The organism is Streptomyces sp. NPDC041814 (assembly GCF_055590565.1).
Genome location: NZ_JBVJAM010000009.1, coordinates 283,823 through 298,458 on the forward strand (window position 1 = coordinate 283,823; position 14,636 = coordinate 298,458).

General features: G+C 73.7%; 17 protein-coding genes and 7 tRNA genes. 14 read left to right on the forward strand and 10 right to left on the reverse strand.

The window, feature by feature from the left end; translation table 11 throughout:
- The first annotated feature begins 102 nt into the window (after window positions 1-102).
- From ACZ6C6_RS23660 to ACZ6C6_RS23675, 4 genes are all read left to right on the forward strand, one after another.
- Window positions 103-363, forward strand: a complete 261-nt coding sequence (locus tag ACZ6C6_RS23660; protein WP_469205256.1) for a hypothetical protein — start codon at window positions 103-105, stop codon at window positions 361-363.
- A 186-nt stretch (window positions 364-549) separates the two neighbouring features.
- Window positions 550-741, forward strand: a complete 192-nt coding sequence (locus ACZ6C6_RS23665) for a hypothetical protein (RefSeq protein WP_365684207.1) — start codon at window positions 550-552, stop codon at window positions 739-741.
- A gap of 361 nt (window positions 742-1,102) precedes the next feature.
- Window positions 1,103-2,059, forward strand: coding sequence for a phosphotransferase enzyme family protein (locus ACZ6C6_RS23670; protein WP_469205257.1), 957 nt, complete (start codon window positions 1,103-1,105; stop codon window positions 2,057-2,059).
- Between the two features lie 68 nt (window positions 2,060-2,127).
- Window positions 2,128-2,406: a TFIIB-type zinc ribbon-containing protein gene (locus ACZ6C6_RS23675; protein WP_365684203.1), complete on the forward strand. Its 279-nt coding sequence runs from the start codon at window positions 2,128-2,130 to the stop codon at window positions 2,404-2,406.
- Between the two features lie 50 nt (window positions 2,407-2,456).
- Here ACZ6C6_RS23675 and ACZ6C6_RS23680 read toward each other — a convergent pair.
- The 5 genes from ACZ6C6_RS23680 to ACZ6C6_RS23700 form a co-directional block, all read right to left on the reverse strand.
- A tRNA-Val gene (locus ACZ6C6_RS23680) sits at window positions 2,457-2,528 on the reverse strand.
- A 22-nt stretch (window positions 2,529-2,550) separates the two neighbouring features.
- Window positions 2,551-2,622, reverse strand: a tRNA-Val gene (locus ACZ6C6_RS23685).
- A gap of 37 nt (window positions 2,623-2,659) precedes the next feature.
- Window positions 2,660-2,731 (reverse strand) — tRNA-Val (locus tag ACZ6C6_RS23690).
- A gap of 1 nt (window position 2,732) precedes the next feature.
- Window positions 2,733-2,806, reverse strand: a tRNA-Cys gene (locus tag ACZ6C6_RS23695).
- A gap of 39 nt (window positions 2,807-2,845) precedes the next feature.
- Window positions 2,846-2,918: transfer RNA gene (locus ACZ6C6_RS23700), tRNA-Gly, on the reverse strand.
- A gap of 163 nt (window positions 2,919-3,081) precedes the next feature.
- Between ACZ6C6_RS23700 and ACZ6C6_RS23705 the strand changes: the two genes are divergently transcribed.
- The 3 genes from ACZ6C6_RS23705 (at window position 3,082) to ACZ6C6_RS23715 (ending at window position 5,840) form a co-directional block, all read left to right on the forward strand.
- Window positions 3,082-4,119, forward strand: coding sequence for a chorismate-binding protein (locus ACZ6C6_RS23705; RefSeq protein WP_469205333.1), 1,038 nt, complete (start codon window positions 3,082-3,084; stop codon window positions 4,117-4,119).
- Entirely contained in the window at window positions 4,116-4,937 is an 822-nt protein-coding gene (locus ACZ6C6_RS23710) for an aminotransferase class IV (protein ID WP_469205258.1), read from the forward strand. The genes ACZ6C6_RS23705 and ACZ6C6_RS23710 overlap by 4 nt, the downstream gene beginning before the upstream one ends.
- A 66-nt stretch (window positions 4,938-5,003) precedes the next feature.
- Complete coding sequence (locus ACZ6C6_RS23715; RefSeq protein WP_469205259.1) at window positions 5,004-5,840, forward strand: GNAT family N-acetyltransferase; 837 nt, start codon at window positions 5,004-5,006, stop codon at window positions 5,838-5,840.
- A 14-nt stretch (window positions 5,841-5,854) separates the two neighbouring features.
- On the opposite strand, the gene ACZ6C6_RS23720 is transcribed toward ACZ6C6_RS23715, so the two are convergent.
- On the reverse strand, window positions 5,855-6,370 hold the full coding sequence (locus ACZ6C6_RS23720; protein ID WP_469205260.1) for a DsbA family protein: 516 nt from the start codon (window positions 6,368-6,370) through the stop codon (window positions 5,855-5,857).
- 157 nt (window positions 6,371-6,527) lie between these two features.
- On the opposite strand from ACZ6C6_RS23720, the gene ACZ6C6_RS23725 reads away from it, so the two are divergent.
- From ACZ6C6_RS23725 to ACZ6C6_RS23735, 3 genes are all read left to right on the forward strand, one after another.
- Window positions 6,528-6,989: a hypothetical protein gene (locus ACZ6C6_RS23725; RefSeq protein ID WP_469205261.1), complete on the forward strand. Its 462-nt coding sequence runs from the start codon at window positions 6,528-6,530 to the stop codon at window positions 6,987-6,989.
- Between the two features lie 238 nt (window positions 6,990-7,227).
- The gene (locus ACZ6C6_RS23730; RefSeq protein WP_469205262.1) at window positions 7,228-8,199 is read left to right on the forward strand and encodes an acetylxylan esterase; all 972 of its coding nucleotides are present in this window, start codon (window positions 7,228-7,230) and stop codon (window positions 8,197-8,199) included.
- A 153-nt stretch (window positions 8,200-8,352) separates the two neighbouring features.
- Window positions 8,353-8,508 (forward strand): hypothetical protein, encoded by a 156-nt coding sequence (locus ACZ6C6_RS23735; protein WP_018103853.1) that lies wholly within the window; start codon window positions 8,353-8,355, stop codon window positions 8,506-8,508.
- A gap of 4 nt (window positions 8,509-8,512) precedes the next feature.
- Here ACZ6C6_RS23735 and ACZ6C6_RS23740 read toward each other — a convergent pair whose 3' ends face one another.
- Window positions 8,513-9,088 carry a CGNR zinc finger domain-containing protein gene (locus tag ACZ6C6_RS23740; RefSeq protein WP_469205263.1) on the reverse strand — a complete coding sequence of 192 codons (576 nt, stop codon included), beginning with the start codon at window positions 9,086-9,088 and terminating at the stop codon, window positions 8,513-8,515.
- 192 nt (window positions 9,089-9,280) lie between these two features.
- The gene (locus ACZ6C6_RS23745) at window positions 9,281-9,694 is read right to left on the reverse strand and encodes an SsgA family sporulation/cell division regulator (protein WP_003959770.1); all 414 of its coding nucleotides are present in this window, start codon (window positions 9,692-9,694) and stop codon (window positions 9,281-9,283) included.
- A gap of 190 nt (window positions 9,695-9,884) precedes the next feature.
- Between ACZ6C6_RS23745 and ACZ6C6_RS23750 the strand changes: the two genes are divergently transcribed.
- Together ACZ6C6_RS23750 and ACZ6C6_RS23755 are read left to right on the forward strand one after the other, a co-directional pair.
- Window positions 9,885-10,376, forward strand: coding sequence for a TIGR02611 family protein (locus ACZ6C6_RS23750; RefSeq protein ID WP_469205264.1), 492 nt, complete (start codon window positions 9,885-9,887; stop codon window positions 10,374-10,376).
- Between the two features lie 54 nt (window positions 10,377-10,430).
- A tRNA-Val gene (locus tag ACZ6C6_RS23755) sits at window positions 10,431-10,502 on the forward strand.
- 56 nt (window positions 10,503-10,558) lie between these two features.
- On the opposite strand, the gene ACZ6C6_RS23760 is transcribed toward ACZ6C6_RS23755, so the two are convergent.
- Window positions 10,559-13,036, reverse strand: a complete 2,478-nt coding sequence (locus ACZ6C6_RS23760; protein ID WP_469205265.1) for an SCO7613 C-terminal domain-containing membrane protein — start codon at window positions 13,034-13,036, stop codon at window positions 10,559-10,561.
- Window positions 13,037-13,119: 83 nt separating this feature from the next.
- Here ACZ6C6_RS23760 and ACZ6C6_RS23765 point away from each other — a divergent pair, with 83 nt between their 5' ends.
- Both ACZ6C6_RS23765 and ACZ6C6_RS23770 read left to right on the forward strand, forming a co-directional pair.
- Window positions 13,120-13,563 (forward strand): SRPBCC family protein, encoded by a 444-nt coding sequence (locus ACZ6C6_RS23765; RefSeq protein ID WP_469205266.1) that lies wholly within the window; start codon window positions 13,120-13,122, stop codon window positions 13,561-13,563.
- Between the two features lie 39 nt (window positions 13,564-13,602).
- Window positions 13,603-13,674 (forward strand) — tRNA-Val (locus ACZ6C6_RS23770).
- Between the two features lie 66 nt (window positions 13,675-13,740).
- On the opposite strand, the gene ACZ6C6_RS23775 is transcribed toward ACZ6C6_RS23770, so the two are convergent.
- The gene (locus tag ACZ6C6_RS23775; RefSeq protein WP_469205267.1) at window positions 13,741-14,466 is read right to left on the reverse strand and encodes an exonuclease domain-containing protein; all 726 of its coding nucleotides are present in this window, start codon (window positions 14,464-14,466) and stop codon (window positions 13,741-13,743) included.
- Between the last annotated feature and the right edge of the window lie 170 nt (window positions 14,467-14,636).

Sequence of the window (14,636 nt, forward strand, 5' to 3'; positions counted from 1 at the left end):
GTGGTGGGTGGGAGACTTGAGGAGTGGTCAGGGAGCCGCGGATCCAGGCTCCCCGGCCCGTGCGAGATCTCAAAGGTCCGTCGCAGAAGGGGGATTGGATCAGTGAAGGGCGATCGAGTCGAGATAGTGGTGGACGCCGGGGACAGCACCCGGACCTACGAGGTGGTGGCCTCCCGGGCGGGCCGCCGGGTGGAGACCGCGGTCCGCCGGGGCGTGGTCGAAGTGAGTGAAGTCACCAGGAACGGGTCCGTGGTGCGCACGGCCCGGTTCATGGCGACCAGGGTCCTCGCCCTGGTCGAGCAACCGGTGCCCAGGGAGGACACCTCCGAGCGTCCCCTCCGGGAAGACCCCAACGCCGCCTAGCCCGGTCTCCACCCAGGGGAGTACGCCGGGCGAGCACGGCTCATCCTCCGGGAGGCCCGGGATTCGGTACGCGGGCATGACGCCGCCCGCGCCCCGGATCCCTAATGTTGAGTCCAAGCGGCGGGCGTCGCACTCGTCCCCCGAGGTCAAACGCCCGCCGCCCCACATCAGGTCAGGAGAGGAACCATGGCTGACACGGCGGCACGGACGGTGGTCCGCACGCGGACACGCGGCTCGTACGCCGAGTCCGGCCGACGCCACCCGCTGGTGGCGACCGCCATGGTCCTTCCCCTGGCGGCCCTGCTCGTCGTCGTCTTCGGCGGCTGGGAAGCAGTGGTCACACAGGCGTCGTCCGTGGGCGTGATGCTGGGGCGCTGAGCGGCGCCCCGGGTCCGGAAGAGCGGTCCGGACCGGGACATCCGGCCAACAACCCCGTGGGGACGGGGGTGCGGCGGACGGCAGCGTTTGTCCGGTCAGCTGGGGAGCTGACCGGACATCGCGCTGTCCGGGGTCGGAACGCCTCCGGCCGCCACCCGTCCGCGTACGCCCTGCCGGGCCGTGGCGCCCGACCCCCGGCTGCCTCGGCCCGGGTCCGGGCGCCTTTCTGCACGTACGCCCTGCCGGGACGCCCGCGGCCGCCGGGGCCCGGACCCGGCGCCCTTTCGGCGCGTACGCCCTCCCTGCGCGTACCCTCGGCCGGGGCAACCGCCCCAGCCCGTTCCGCGCCCCCGGGGAGACCGTGACCACCGCACTCGTCCGCGCGCTGGGGGACCTCGCCCACCGGGCGGTCCACCCGGCAGGCTGCGGCCCCCGTCCCTGCCCGCCGCCGGCCGTGCTCGCCGAACGCGACGACGGGGTCGTCGTCCGCAGCGGGCCCGTCGTCGCCAAGGCGCACGCCGCCGGTACGGATACCGCCGAGCTCGCCGCCCGGTTGCGCCTGGCCGCCGGTCCGGGGCGGGCGGACATCCTGCTCGCGCCCCTGCACGGGGCGCACCTCACCGAGCTGCACGGCCGCCCCGTCACCCTCTGGCCCCACGGCGAGCCCGTCGACCCCGGCGACCCGGACGCGGCGCCCTGGGAGGAGGCCGGTGCGCTCCTGGCCCGGCTGCACCGGAGCGGGACCCGGCGGCCGCTCCCCGCCATGCGCGGGCCCGTGAAGGCCGCGTTCGCCGTCGCCCGGATGCGTGCCGCCCGCCCCGGCGAGCCGGCCACCGCGCCCGTGCTCGCCGCCTGGAGCGGGCTGCCCGCCTGGGCCAGGGGCGAGGCACCGCCTCCGGCGGGCCGGGGAACGTACCTCTGCCACGGCGACCTCCACCTGGGCCAGCTCGTGCGCCACCCCGCCCCGCAGGGCCCCTGGCTGCTCATCGACGTGGACGACGCGGGCCTCGGCGACCCCGCCTGGGACCTCGCACGCCCCGCCGCCTGGTACGCGGCCGGGCTGCTCCCGCCGGACGTCTGGTTCCGCTTCCTGGACGCCTACCGGACGGGCGGCGGCCCCGCCGTACCGGCCGACGGCGACCCGTGGCCGGCCCTGGATGTGCCGGCCCGCGCGCTGACCGTACAGACCGCCGCCCTGGCCTGGGCCAAGTCGGCTGCGGAGGGCCGGACTCCGGATGAGGTGGAACAGGTGATGATCGACGCCTGTGCCCGAATTGCCTCGCTCCCGCCCGAGTTGGCGGCCGAACGCACGTCGTAGGGTGGACCGACCGTCGGCGGGCATGCATTCCGGCGACGGCGAACCGACGGCGAGGAGTGAGCCCGAACATGCAGTGTCCCAAGTGCCACGCGCAGATGCACACGTACAACCGCAATGGCATCCAGATCGAGCAGTGCAGCGGCTGCCGGGGGATATTCCTGGACTACGGCGAGCTGGAGACGCTGACCCGCATCGAGTCCCAGTGGGCCCAGCAGGCACCGCCGCCGGCCGCCCCGCCGCAGGCGTACCCCTCCGCCCCAGCGCCCGCCTGGGGCGCCCCGCACCACGGCGGCCACCACGGTCACTACCGGCAGAAGAGCTTCGGCCGCATGCTCTTCTCCTCCTGACCGAGCACGACGAAGCCCCGGTCGCCGAGACGACCGGGGCTTCGTGACAGTGCGCGATACTGGGATTGAACCAGTGACCTCTTCCGTGTCAGGGAAGCGCTCTCCCGCTGAGCTAATCGCGCAGGTGAACCTGCGTGTACTGCGTGCGCGATACTGGGATTGAACCAGTGACCTCTTCCGTGTCAGGGAAGCGCTCTCCCGCTGAGCTAATCGCGCGGGTGATCCTTGCGGACCGGTGATCCTTGCGGATCAGTGGACGATACTGGGATTGAACCAGTGACCTCTTCCGTGTCAGGGAAGCGCTCTCCCGCTGAGCTAATCGTCCTTGGAGGTGGAGACGGGATTTGAACCCGTGTAGACGGCTTTGCAGGCCGTTGCCTCGCCTCTCGGCCACTCCACCAGGGGCGGGAGTTCCGGGAAGAATCCCCCGCCTTCTGCGAGCGGACGACCAGGTTCGAACTGGCGACCTCAACCTTGGCAAGGTTGCGCTCTACCAACTGAGCTACGTCCGCTTGTCTTTCCCGGTCCGCTTGCGCGTCCCGGCGACGTGTTGAACTCTAGCGGATTCCCGGGCCAGTACAAAAACGCGTTTGTGCAGCGTGCTGAGGTGCGCTCGCCCCGGCGCGGGTCACCGCGCGCCGTCCTACACTCGCGGACGTGCACGACCTCGCTCCCATGGCCCGCTTCGGCGGCCTCGTCGCCTCCGGTCTGCGGGATGTGACCAGCGATCCCGCCGCCCTCGACTCGTCCGGTTTCTGGGCCGTCTGCGCGGGCTTCGAATCCTCCCTGACCTGCGCCCGCTTCGACACCGTGCGCCCCGCCCCCGTGCCCGCCCCGGTCCCCGGAGCCTGGCGCGGCCCGGGCGCCGGGGACTGGACCTCCTCGCTCGACCGGGCCGCTTACACCGAAGGCGTACGGCGCATCCGCGCGTACATCGCGACCGGCGAGGTCTACCAGGCCAACCTCTGCCGCGTGCTGACCGCACCGCTGCCCGGCCCGGGCCCGGCCGACGTGGACGCGCTCACCGCACTGCTGGCGCGCGGCAACCCCGCCCCGTACGCAGGAACGATTCGGCTCCCCGCGCACGGCGTCGAGATCGCCACCGCGTCCCCCGAGCTCTTCCTGCGCAGGGAGGGCCGCACGATCGAGTCCGGACCCATCAAGGGCACCGGCCGCACCGAGGCCGACCTGCTGGAGAAGGACCACGCCGAGAACGTGATGATCGTGGACCTGGTCCGCAACGACCTGGGCCGGGTCTGCGCCACCGGATCGGTCACCGTTCCCGACCTCTGCGCCGTCGAGAAGCACCCCGGCCTCGTCCACCTCGTCTCCACCGTGCGCGGTCGCCTCGCCGAGGGCGTCGGCTGGCCGGAGATCCTCGCCGCCGCGTTCCCGCCCGGCTCGGTCACCGGCGCCCCCAAGTCCAGCGCGATGCGGATCATCGGCGAACTGGAGACCGCCCCGCGCGGCCCCTACTGCGGTGGTATCGGCTGGGTGGACGCCGACCGGAGGACCGCCTCGCTCGCCGTCGGCATCCGGACCTTCTGGACCGACCGCACCGGGCCCGCCCCCCTCCTGCGCTTCGGCACCGGGGCCGGCATCACCTGGGGCTCCGATCCGGAACGCGAGTGGGACGAGACCGAACTCAAGGCGTCCCGGCTGCTCGCTGTAGCGTCGGGCGCATACGACGCAACCGGAAGGACCGCACCATGAGGATCTGGGTCAACGGCGAGCTGCGCCCCGCCGACGACGCCCGGGTGTCCGTGCTCGACCACGGGCTCACCGTCGGCGACGGCGTCTTCGAGACGCTCCGGGTCTGCCACGGCCGCCCCTTCGCCCTCACCCGGCACCTCGACCGCCTGACCCGCTCCGCCCGGGGCCTCGGCCTCCCCGCCCCCGACCTGGACGAGGTGCGCCGCGCCTGCTCCGCCGTCGTGGAGGCCAACCCGGTCGGACTGGGGCGCCTGCGGATCACGTACACCGGCGGCATCTCGCCCCTCGGCTCCGACCGGGGCGACGCGGGCCCGGGCCTCGTCGTCGCCCTCGGCGAGGTGAGCCGCCGCCCCGACACCACGGCCGTCGTCACCGTGCCCTGGACCCGCAACGAGCGAGGCGCGCTCACCGGCCTCAAGACCACCTCGTACGCGGAGAACGTCGTCGCCCTGGCCCGTGCCCACGAGCGGGGCGCGTCCGAGGCGCTGTTCGCCAACACCGCCGGGCGGCTCTGCGAGGGCACCGGGTCCAATGTCTTCGTCGTCCTGGACGGGCAGCTCCACACCCCGCCCGTCGCCTCCGGCTGCCTGGCCGGCATCACCCGGGCGCTCACCGCGGAGTGGACCGGCGCGCTGGAGACCGACCTGCCGTTCGACGTCCTGGACCGGGCCGACGAGGTCTTCCTGACCTCCACCCTCCGTGACGTGCAGGCCGTCCACCGGGTCGACGGCCGGGAGCTGCCGGGCACACCGGGACCGGTGACCGCCAAGGCGATGCGGATCTTCGAGGAGCGCGCGGCCGACGACCTCGACCCGTGACCGGTCACCGGCCCGTCCGCGCAAATGCGGGTGACGGACCGCCACGCAGGGGATAGAAACCACCTGATGACGACGACACTGCGGCCGGCCGGGCCGATCCAGTCAGGCGCCGACGGCGCACAGCGGCGCGCGTACGACGTGTGCGACAACGGGCGCCCCGTCGGCTCCGTCGCGCTCGCCGTCGAGCCGGGCGCGGGCGGCGCGACGGGCCTCATCAGGGCCCTGCGGATCGACGAGGCCGTCCGCAGGCGCGGCCGGGGCACCATCGCCGCGCTGGCCTCCGAGGAGATCCTGCGCGGCTGGGGCTGCTCCCAGGTGTGTACGGAGGTGGCCGCCGGGGACACCGCGGGGCAGCGACTGGCCGCCGCGCTCGGCTACACGGAGCGCAGCCGCAATATGGTCAAGACGCTGCCCGACGAGCCCCCGGCCCTTCCCGACGGGCTCACCGCGGACCCGATGACGCCCGAGGAGTTCGCCGCCTGGGAGGGCGACGCCATCGCCGCGTACACGGAGAGCCTGGTCAGCCGGGGCGTCCCGCGCGAGGCGGCGCCGGCTGCGGCCCGCGCCTCCCACGCCCGCCACCTCCCGGACGGCCTCGCCACCGAGGGGGCGCGGTTGGACCACCTGCGCCACGGGGGCGAGACGGTCGGCCACGTCTGGGAGGCGCCGTTCGAGATGCACCCCGGCATGCGCATCGGCTACGTGTTCGACGTGGAGGTGGCGGAGGCGCACCGGGGGCGCGGTTACGGGCGGGCCCTGATGCTCCAGGCCGAGCGGATCGCGCTGGCGGCGGGCGAGACGCGGATCGGGCTGCACGTCGTCACGGCCAATACTCCGGCCCTGCGGCTGTACGAATCGCTCGGTTACGTGCCCACCCAGTACAACCTGATCAAACCGCTGTAGGGGCGCCCGGTCGTTCAGCGCTCCCCGGCCAGGAGCCGGTCGGCGATCTCCTCGATCCGCTCGCGCAGTCCGTCCTGGCTCTTGCCCCCGTCGAGGCGCTCCCCGGCGATCACGTACGTCGGCGTGCCGGTCACTCCGATGGCCTTGCCCTCGGCCTGGTCCGCGTCCACGATCAGCATGTGCCGCCCGTCGATGAGCGCGGTGTCGAACTCCTCCGCGTCCAGGCCGAGCTCCCCGGCGACCTCGACCAGCAGCTTCTCGCCCCGGTCCCCGAGCTCACCGGTGCGTGCGAGCACCGCCTCGATGTACGGCCAGCCGCTGCCCTGGGCCACGGCCTCCTCGGCGGCCTGCGCGGCGGCGTAGGCGTGCTTGTGCTTCTCCAGGGGGAAGTGCCGCAGCCGGATCTCCAGCCGGTCGCCGTACCGGGCCCGCAGGGCGTGCACATCGGTGAGGGCGTGGTGGCAGTCGGGGCACTGGAGCTCGCACCAGACGTCGAGGACGACCGGTGCGGCGGGGGTGGAATCGCTCATGGGGCCAGTCTCGCAGGGCGCGCGGCCGGGCGGCCGCCCGGCACCTGGGGAGGAGCCCGGCCCTGAGATCTCCCTGATACGGGCCCGGGGCATGGCCCCCCGCGCGGTGGCCGGTGCAGGATGGAAGGGACGTATCCCCCTGCGCCAGGAGGCACCGATGCTTGCCGAGACCATTTGCTCCGCGGTGTCCGCGGCGGGCCTGGGCATCGCGGCCGTCACCGCGTACCGCAAGCGGTTCCTCACCGCGACGAGGATCGCCGCCTATTCGCTGGTGCCGGTCGGCCTGGTGCTGACGGGTGCCGTGAGCTGGCTGTGGGACATCGCCTTCAAGCCGAGCGTCTGGCTGGGCTTCGGCCTGCTGGGGGTGGCCTGGCTGCTGTTCATGATCACGCGCGCGGTCGAACGCCGGGGCGGAGGCAGCCGCAAGGAACGCCGGGCGGCCGCCCGGGCAGCCCGCGGCGAGGCCGTGGAACCGGCCGCGTCGGCCCCCTCGCTCGGCGCGGGCTCCTCACCGGAAGCCACGCGTGCGCGGGGCAAGCAGGGCAAGCAGTCGTCGTCGGCCGGAGCCGGCGAGGACTTCAGCGACATCGAGGCCATCCTGAAGAAGCACGGCATCTGACACCGGGAGCCGTTCCGGCCCGCGGGCCCCGCCGCATCCCGCGGCGGGGCCCGCGTCGTCTCACCAGGTGAATCGTTTCACCCGGGGCGCCCGGGATTTCCTTGACCCTGCCCGGCGGGGCCGCATAACGTCCCGCTGGGCTGTGAACGTATGCGTTCGGGCCCATGAGACCGGGGGCGGGACGCGTGGACCTGAGCGGCGGACGCCGCCCCCTCCGCGTGCCCGAAACGGAGAAGCGATGGCCCTGTTCGACCTGCCCCTGGACCAGCTGCGTGGCTACCGGCCCGACCCCGAGGAGCCGGAGGACTTCGACGCCTTCTGGCGGCTCACCCTGGACGAGGCCGCGGCCCACCCGCTGGACGCCGAGTTCGCGCCCTACGACGGCGCACTGACCGCCGTCGACTCGTACGACGTCTCGTTCGCCGGCTGGGGCGGGCACCGGATACGCGCCTGGCTGAACGTCCCCGCGGGGGCCGAGGGCCCGCTGCCGACCGTCGTGCACTACCTCGGCTACAGCGGCGGGCGCGGGCTGCCCCACGACCATCTGGTGTGGCCCTCGGCCGGCTGGGCCGCGCTGATCGTGGACACCCGGGGCCAGGGCGCCGTCAACCACCACTCGGCGGGGGCCACCCCCGACCCGTACGGCGCGGCCAACCCGCAGGCGCCCGGCTTCATGACCAACGGCATCCTCGACCCGGAGACGTACTACTACCGCCGGGTCTTCACGGATGCGGTGCGCGCCGTCGAGGTCGCCCGCAGCCACCCGGCCGTCGACCCCGCCCGCATCGTCGTGAACGGCGCCAGCCAGGGCGGCGGCATCTCCCAGGCCGTGGCGGCCCTCAGCCCGCACGTGAAGGCCGCGTTCGTGGACGTGCCGTTCCTGACCCACTTCCGGCGGGCTGTCGAGATCACCGACGAGGACCCGTACCAGGAGATCGTCCGCTTCCTCGCCACCCAGCACGGCGCGGGCGACCAGGTGTTCCGCACCCTCTCGTACTTCGACGGCGTGAGCTTCGCCGCCCGTGCGACCGTCCCCGCGCTCTACTCGGTCGCCCTGATGGACGCGATCTGCCCGCCCTCCACGGTCTTCGCCGCCTACAACCGCTGGGCCGGACCCAAGGAGATCGAGATCTACCCCTGGAACGGTCACGAGGGCGGCACCGGCGTCCAGCGCCAGGTCCAGCTGCGGAGGCTGCGCGAGCTGCGCTGAGCCGACGGGCCCGCAGGGGAGCGGGGGTTGGGAAATGTGCTGGACCATCGCACGCCGGAGCGATTAACGAGCCCCCCATGACGGGTGAACTCCCGTCATGAAGAGGCATGTTGGTACGGAGGACCCCCCGGACTGCGTCATGATCGTCCCGAAATGGTGGACACCTCTCGGGGCGACGCCCCCGCACCCCCTGGCGAAGAGCCGCGCGGCTGCCTCTTCGCGCTTTCCCAGCCCCCTCTGATGATCTTCCTCACGGTCGTCGGCAGCCTGCTGCTGATGGCCGCGTTGCACGATCTCTTCCTGCTGTGAGCGGTCAGCCGGCCGCTTCCCGGCGGCGCGCCCGGTACGCGGCCACGTGCAGGCGGTTACCGCAGGTGCGGCTGGAGCAGTAGCGGCGGGAGCGGTTGCGTGAGAGGTCCACGAAGGCGTGCCGGCAGTCCGGCGCCTCGCACCGCCGCAGCCGTTCCGTCTCGCCCGCCACGATGATGAAGGCGAGGGCCATGCCGCAGTCGGCCGCCAGGTGGTCGGCGATGGAGGCGTCCGGCGAGAAGTAGTGCACATGCCAGTCGTAGCCGTCGTGGGCGGTGAGCTGCGGTGTGGTGCCCGCCTCGGCCACCAGGGCGTTGACCAGCCCGGCAGCGGTGCGCGCGTCCCCGGCGGCGAAGACCTCGGCGAACCGGGCGCGCACGTCGTGCACGGCCCTCAGGTCCCGCTGGTCGAGCACGCCGATCCCGCTCACGTGGTGGCTCACGGCGAACGCGTGGAGTGCCGCGACGTCTGCGAGCCCGTCGGCCGGCGCCCCGCCCCCTTCCGGCTCGCTTTCCGGCGCGGTGTTCACCAGATCGACCACTAGGTCGAGGGCGATCCGGGTGTCGTGGGGGATCAGCACGCTTTCGCTCCCTGGCCTCCGGCGTGCGGGCGCCCGCCGATGCCGGACGACTCTACTGGCTCGGACGCGACGCGGACCGGCGCCGGTCACCACGGTGGATCCGTGGCACCGGCGCCGGTGTCAGCCGTATGAGGTTGTCCGCGCGACGCCGTCTCCCCGAGTCGGACGGCGTCGTGCAGCTCTCGGCCTGGCTCAGCTCTCGGCCAGGATGTGTGAGAGCTCCGTATCGAGGTCGAAGTGACGGTGTTCGGTGCCCGGTGGAACCGCGGCGTCGGTCCGCTTCAGGAACGACTCCAGGGCCCGTGCCGGGGCCTCGAGCAGTGCTTCGCCCTCTGGGGAGCTCAGCGCGATGCAGACGACGCCCTGGCCGTGACTACGGGATGGCCAGACACGTACGTCTCCGGTGCCGGTGGGCCGGTGCAGCCCCTCGGCAAGGAGGTCGCGGGCGAAAACCCACTCGACCGTCTCCTCCGCTCCGGTGTGGAAGGTGGCGTGCACGGCATATGGATCGGCCGTGTCATACCGCAGGCCCGCGGGTACAGGCAGTGAGGACTCGCTCGACACAACGAGGCGCAGGTGCAGCTCGCAGCTGACCGTGGTGTTCATAAGCGCCAGGGCCTTTCGCTCAGTGTGCGCTCGGGGATTCGCACGTCGGCGAAATCGACATGCCACCTACGGTGGCGTTGTAAACCCCTCTGACCGTTTTGAGATGCTTCGGGTAGCTCGTACAGCGGTGTGTAACTTTGCGTCATGCGGCCATTCCAGTGAACGCGAGCGGGTCCGGTAGGTTGGGTTCATGAATGCGGAGAGTGACGAGCGGGACGGTGCCGCCGCGGCGAGGACACCGGCTCCCGCGGCGGCGGAAGCGCCCCGCGACGCGACGGGGGACGTCATACCGGGAGTGACCAAGGAGGATCCGGCGCTCGGCTCCAGAGCGCCCGGCTTCATCAAGGCGTCCCGGGCACTGCACATCAGCTGGCAGGTCGGCGTCTTCGTCGTCGGCCTCGCCGTCGTGGTGGCCGGCATCATCATGCTGCCGCTGCCGGGCCCCGGCTGGCTGGTGATCTTCGGCGGCATGGCGATCTGGGCGACCGAGTTCGTCTGGGCCCAGCTGGTGCTGCGCTGGACCCGGCGCAAGGTCACCGAGGCCGCCCAGCGGGCGCTCGACCCCAAGGTGCGCCGGCGCAACATCATCCTCACGGCGGCCGGACTCGTGATCATCGCCGTGCTCGTCGGGATCTACGTGTGGAAGTTCGGAATCGTCATGCCGTGGAAGATCCACGAGTGACCCCGGCCTGGTCATGGGGCGCCGCTGACATGGGGTAATGTTTGCCGTGCGCCCGGGCGATTAGCTCAGTGGGAGAGCGCTTCGTTCACACCGAAGAGGTCACTGGTTCGAACCCAGTATCGCCCACCCGGACCGACGGCCCGGAAGCTCCAAGAGCTTCCGGGCCGTCGGCGTTTCCGCCCTCACCGCATCCGCCCCAGCGCCTCCTTCAGCCGCCGGGCGTCCCGCAGCCGCTTCTCGTACGTCGCCCCCACGGCCAGCAGCAGCGCCCCGGCCAGCGCCGGCGCCACCCACCGCGGCAGCGCCCCCGCCACCTGCACCACGTACGGCGCCAGCTCGTGCAGCGCGTCCAGCGCCAGCACTGCGCCGCCCAGCACCAGCAGCGCCTGGAGCCGCAGTCGCGCCCCCGCCAGCGTGACCACCAGGGCCGCCACCCCCAGCAGCAGCGGACGCGTCCAGCCCGGGTCCGTCCAGGCCGCGCCCAGCGACGGCACCAGCGTCACCGCCAGGCCCGCCCCGTACGCCGCCCACGACGAGGCCGACGGGTCGCGGCGCCGGCGCAGCACTCCGACCACGAGCGCCGGCACGGTCACCGGCAGGGTGTACGCCTCCGGCGCCGACACCCCCGCCACCGCGAGCCGCACCCACGCCGCCGCCACGAACAGCATCGTCGCCAGGTACCCCGCGAACGGACGCCGCTCGGGACGCAGCGCCGTTCCCGCCGCGAGCACCCCGCACAGCGCCAGCACCAGCGCCAGGAACCGCGCGTCGCCCACCGCCATGGCGACCGCCACCGCACCCGCCCCCGCCCCGGTCACCTCGACCGGCACCGCCACCGGGTGGCCCTTCAGCCGCGCCCCCACCAGCACCGTCACCGCGGGCACCGCCAGCACCGGCACGGCCGCCTCGTACACCGCGAAGCCCAGCGAGGACCCCAGCGCGGCCACCGGCACCACGGCGCACACCACCGCCGCGCAGGCCGCCGCCGACACCACCACCGGCGAGGCCCCCTCCTGCCGGTCCAGGGCCGCCGAGAGCGCCACGAACACCACCACCAGCAGCCCGAACGCCGTGTACGTGGTCGTCTCGGCCGCCAGCGACAGCAGCCCCGCGCCCGCCGTACCGGCCACCCCGACCACACCCGCCGTCACCGCCACACCCCGCGCCCCGGCCCGCAGCCCGGCCACCGCCAGGCCGAACGCCGCCACGGCCAGGACCAGCCGCCCCGCCAGGGCCGCTCCGAAGGACAGGTCCAGCGCGGCCGGAAGCACCATCAGCCCCGCCCAGCCCAGCGCCACCGCCGCCGCACCCGCCGCACCCCGCCACGCGGACCCGGGCACCAGGGCCGGCCCGGCCCGCCGAAGCAGGCCCTCCCACCAACGGCACGCCGCGCCGAGCGCCACGGCGACCAGCAGCAGCACCACCGGGGCGGACACCATCCCGTCCCACGGCAGGTCCGTCGCACCCACCGCGCCCCGGGCCCCGCCGCGCGGAGCACCGGACCACACCGCGCCCAGCCGCGTCACCGGGCCCGCCGCGACCACCGTCACCGGCACCAGCGACACCAGCACCGCACCGGCCGCCACGACCGCCGACGCCCAGGCGAGCCCCCGGGCCGCCGCGACACCCAGCGGAGCGCGTACGGCCAACAGCAGTGCCCCGGCGCACAGCAGGTACGCCGCCACCGGCCAGCCTTCCGGCACCGCGGCGGCGGGCACCCCGCCCACCGCCGCCACGGCCGCGAGACCGGCCACCACGCCGCCCGCCGTCGCACACGCGACCGGAGCCCGGCGCGCCCCCGCCAGGGCGAGCGCCGCACCGGCCAGCAGCAGCGCCCCCGGTGCCGTCGCACCGGCGGGACCGGCCGCCGTCAGCGACTCCACCAGCGCCACCAGCAGCCCGGCCCCGCCCGTCGCGCACAGGGCGACGCACGCCACGACCCGCACCGGCGCCCGTCCGGCCCTCAGCGCCACCACGCCGTCCAGCGCGGCCGTCACCAGCAGCGCCCCCGAGAACCACAGCGGCCCGCCGCCCGCCGCCCACACCCACAGCACCAGCGGCAGCTGCGCGGAGACGACCGCCAGCGGCAGCGGCAGCCGCAGCCCGCCCAGGAGCAGCCCGTACGCCGTCCACAGCAGCGCGAGCACCGCCGCCGCCGTCCCCGTGTACGCCGCACCGTCCGCGTCCGGCACCGCCACCGCGTACACCGCGTACGCGTCCAGCACCATCAGCACCGACGCCACCGCCACCAGCGCCTCCGCCGTCGCCCCCAGCCCCCGGCGCAGCAGCGTCGCCGGAACGGCCAGCGCCCCGGCGGTCACCGCGGTCAGCACCGCGCTGCGTCCGCCGATGCCCATGTCGCCCCAGCTGACCAGGGTGAACGCGAGGGCGGCGACCGCGAGCAGCAGCCCGCCGAGGACCAGCAGCACGTTCTGCGCGCTGCGCTCGGGAGCCGGACGCGCCGGGCCGAACCCTCCGGGGCCCGGTCCCCAGGGCGCGACCGGACCCCGGGGCGGTCCCCAGGGAGCGGGCCCGTTGGCCTCCAGCGCCCGCAGCAGCCAGGCGCGGCGGGTCAGCAGCTGGGCCCGTCGGGCGTCCAGCCGGGCCAGTTCACGATCGAGGAGCGCCAATTCCTCGGCGGGCGGCGGCACATGTTCCATGAACGCGAGTGTGCTGCGCGCCACGTGGCCGAACATGCGTCCGCGTACTCAGATACCCGCCTGAGTACGCGCATCCTGGGGAGATGGACTGGAACCACTACCGATTCGTCAGCGTGTGGAAGCTGCGGGCAGCGCCCGGCGCCGTGTACGCCGAGCTCGAACGCGTCGAGGACTATCCGCAGTGGTGGCCGCAGGTCCGCGAGGCCACGCGGTCCGGCGACTCCGGCACCACGCGCGTCCGCTCCCTCCTCCCGTACGACCTCGTCATGACCGTGCGCGAACAGCGCCACGACCCGGTGAACGGCATTCTCGAAGCCGCGCTCCGCGGCGACCTGGTCGGCTGGGTCCGCTGGACGGTCACCGCCCACGGCTCCGGCACCCGCGTCGTCTACGAGCAGGAGGTCGAGGTGCGCCGGACGCTGATGCGGGTTCTCGCGGTGCCCTGCCGGCCGGTGTTCCGCGCCAACCACGCCCTGATGATGCGGGCAGGGCGGCGCGGGCTCGCGGCCCGGCTGGAAGCGGTTTGAACCACGGCCGTCCGGCCCTGTATGGTTCAACCCGTTCCCGGGCGATTAGCTCAGTGGGAGAGCGCTTCGTTCACACCGAAGAGGTCACTGGTTCGAACCCAGTATCGCCCACCCCGGGAAGGCCGGTCCGTCAGCACCACGACGGACCGGTCTTCGTGCGTCCGGACGCCCGACCGCTCACGCCGCCGTGCGCAGCTCCGGACGCAGCGGCCAGGCCGGGTCCACCGTCTCCGGCGTCCCGCTGCGCGCGAACCACGCCTGGAGCCCCCGCGCCTGGGCGGCGTGCCACACCGCCTGGAGCGTGTGCAGCTCCGCCGGGGTCAGCCGCTCAAGGCGGGCCGCGAAGCGGCGCCCCACCGCCCGGACCAGCTCCATCGAGGCCGCCGCGTCCGCCGCCGCGTCGTGCGCCCCGTCCAGGAGCACGCCGTACAGCTCGCAGAGATCCGTGAGCGTGCGCCGGCCCTTGCGGTAGCGGTCCAGATGCTTGTCCAGCACCCGGGGGTCCAGCACGCACAGCGACGACCGCTCCAGGTAGGCCCCCAGCGACGACGCCCGGTGCCGCTTCAACTCCCGGTCCAGCAGCGTCAGATCGAACGGCGCGTTCATCACGACGAGCGGCCGCCCCGCCGCGCACTGCTCGGCCAGCGCCCGCGCCATCTCCTCCACCGCCGGCGCCGGCCAGCGGCCGTTGCGCTGGAGGTGGTCGTCGGTCAGCCCGTGGATCTCCGTCGCCCCCGGGGGGACCGGCACCCCCGGATTCACCAGCCAGCGGGTGACGCGCACCGGGCCGTCCGCCCGGTCCTGGACCACCAGGGCGGCCGAGACGATCCGGTCCTCCTCGACGTCCACCCCCGTCGTCTCCGTGTCGAAAGCGGCCAGTGGCCCTTCGTACCAATGAGTCATCCCCGAACTCCTCGCGCACGCACGGCAGATGGCGGGATTCCTCTGCCCGGTTCGGTGATACCCGCGCCCTTTGCCTGATACGCCGTTTGCGCGCGGCCCCCTGCGGTGACAACACAAGTACCGGCAGCGGAAGTTGACCGCCCGGCACCTCTCATCCCCATCGGTACGGC

Bases quoted from the DNA above. Each gene is read 5' to 3' on its own strand.
- ACZ6C6_RS23720 (WP_469205260.1), bottom strand. From the start codon at position 6,370: ATGAGCGATTCCACCCCCGCCGCACCGGTCGTCCTCGACGTCTGGTGC.
- ACZ6C6_RS23745 (WP_003959770.1), bottom strand. From the start codon at position 9,694: ATGAACACCACGGTCAGCTGCGAGCTGCACCTGCGCCTCGTTGTGTCG.
- ACZ6C6_RS23715 (WP_469205259.1), top strand. From the start codon at position 5,004: ATGACGACGACACTGCGGCCGGCCGGGCCGATCCAGTCAGGCGCCGAC.
- ACZ6C6_RS23730 (WP_469205262.1), top strand. From the start codon at position 7,228: ATGGCCCTGTTCGACCTGCCCCTGGACCAGCTGCGTGGCTACCGGCCC.
- ACZ6C6_RS23665 (WP_365684207.1), top strand. From the start codon at position 550: ATGGCTGACACGGCGGCACGGACGGTGGTCCGCACGCGGACACGCGGC.
- ACZ6C6_RS23710 (WP_469205258.1), top strand. From the start codon at position 4,116: ATGAGGATCTGGGTCAACGGCGAGCTGCGCCCCGCCGACGACGCCCGG.
- ACZ6C6_RS23760 (WP_469205265.1), bottom strand. From the start codon at position 13,036: ATGGAACATGTGCCGCCGCCCGCCGAGGAATTGGCGCTCCTCGATCGT.
- ACZ6C6_RS23705 (WP_469205333.1), top strand. From the start codon at position 3,082: ATGGCCCGCTTCGGCGGCCTCGTCGCCTCCGGTCTGCGGGATGTGACC.
- ACZ6C6_RS23735 (WP_018103853.1), top strand. From the start codon at position 8,353: ATGGTGGACACCTCTCGGGGCGACGCCCCCGCACCCCCTGGCGAAGAG.
- ACZ6C6_RS23775 (WP_469205267.1), bottom strand. From the start codon at position 14,466: ATGACTCATTGGTACGAAGGGCCACTGGCCGCTTTCGACACGGAGACG.
- ACZ6C6_RS23725 (WP_469205261.1), top strand. From the start codon at position 6,528: ATGCTTGCCGAGACCATTTGCTCCGCGGTGTCCGCGGCGGGCCTGGGC.
- ACZ6C6_RS23750 (WP_469205264.1), top strand. From the start codon at position 9,885: ATGAATGCGGAGAGTGACGAGCGGGACGGTGCCGCCGCGGCGAGGACA.
- ACZ6C6_RS23765 (WP_469205266.1), top strand. From the start codon at position 13,120: ATGGACTGGAACCACTACCGATTCGTCAGCGTGTGGAAGCTGCGGGCA.
- ACZ6C6_RS23675 (WP_365684203.1), top strand. From the start codon at position 2,128: ATGCAGTGTCCCAAGTGCCACGCGCAGATGCACACGTACAACCGCAAT.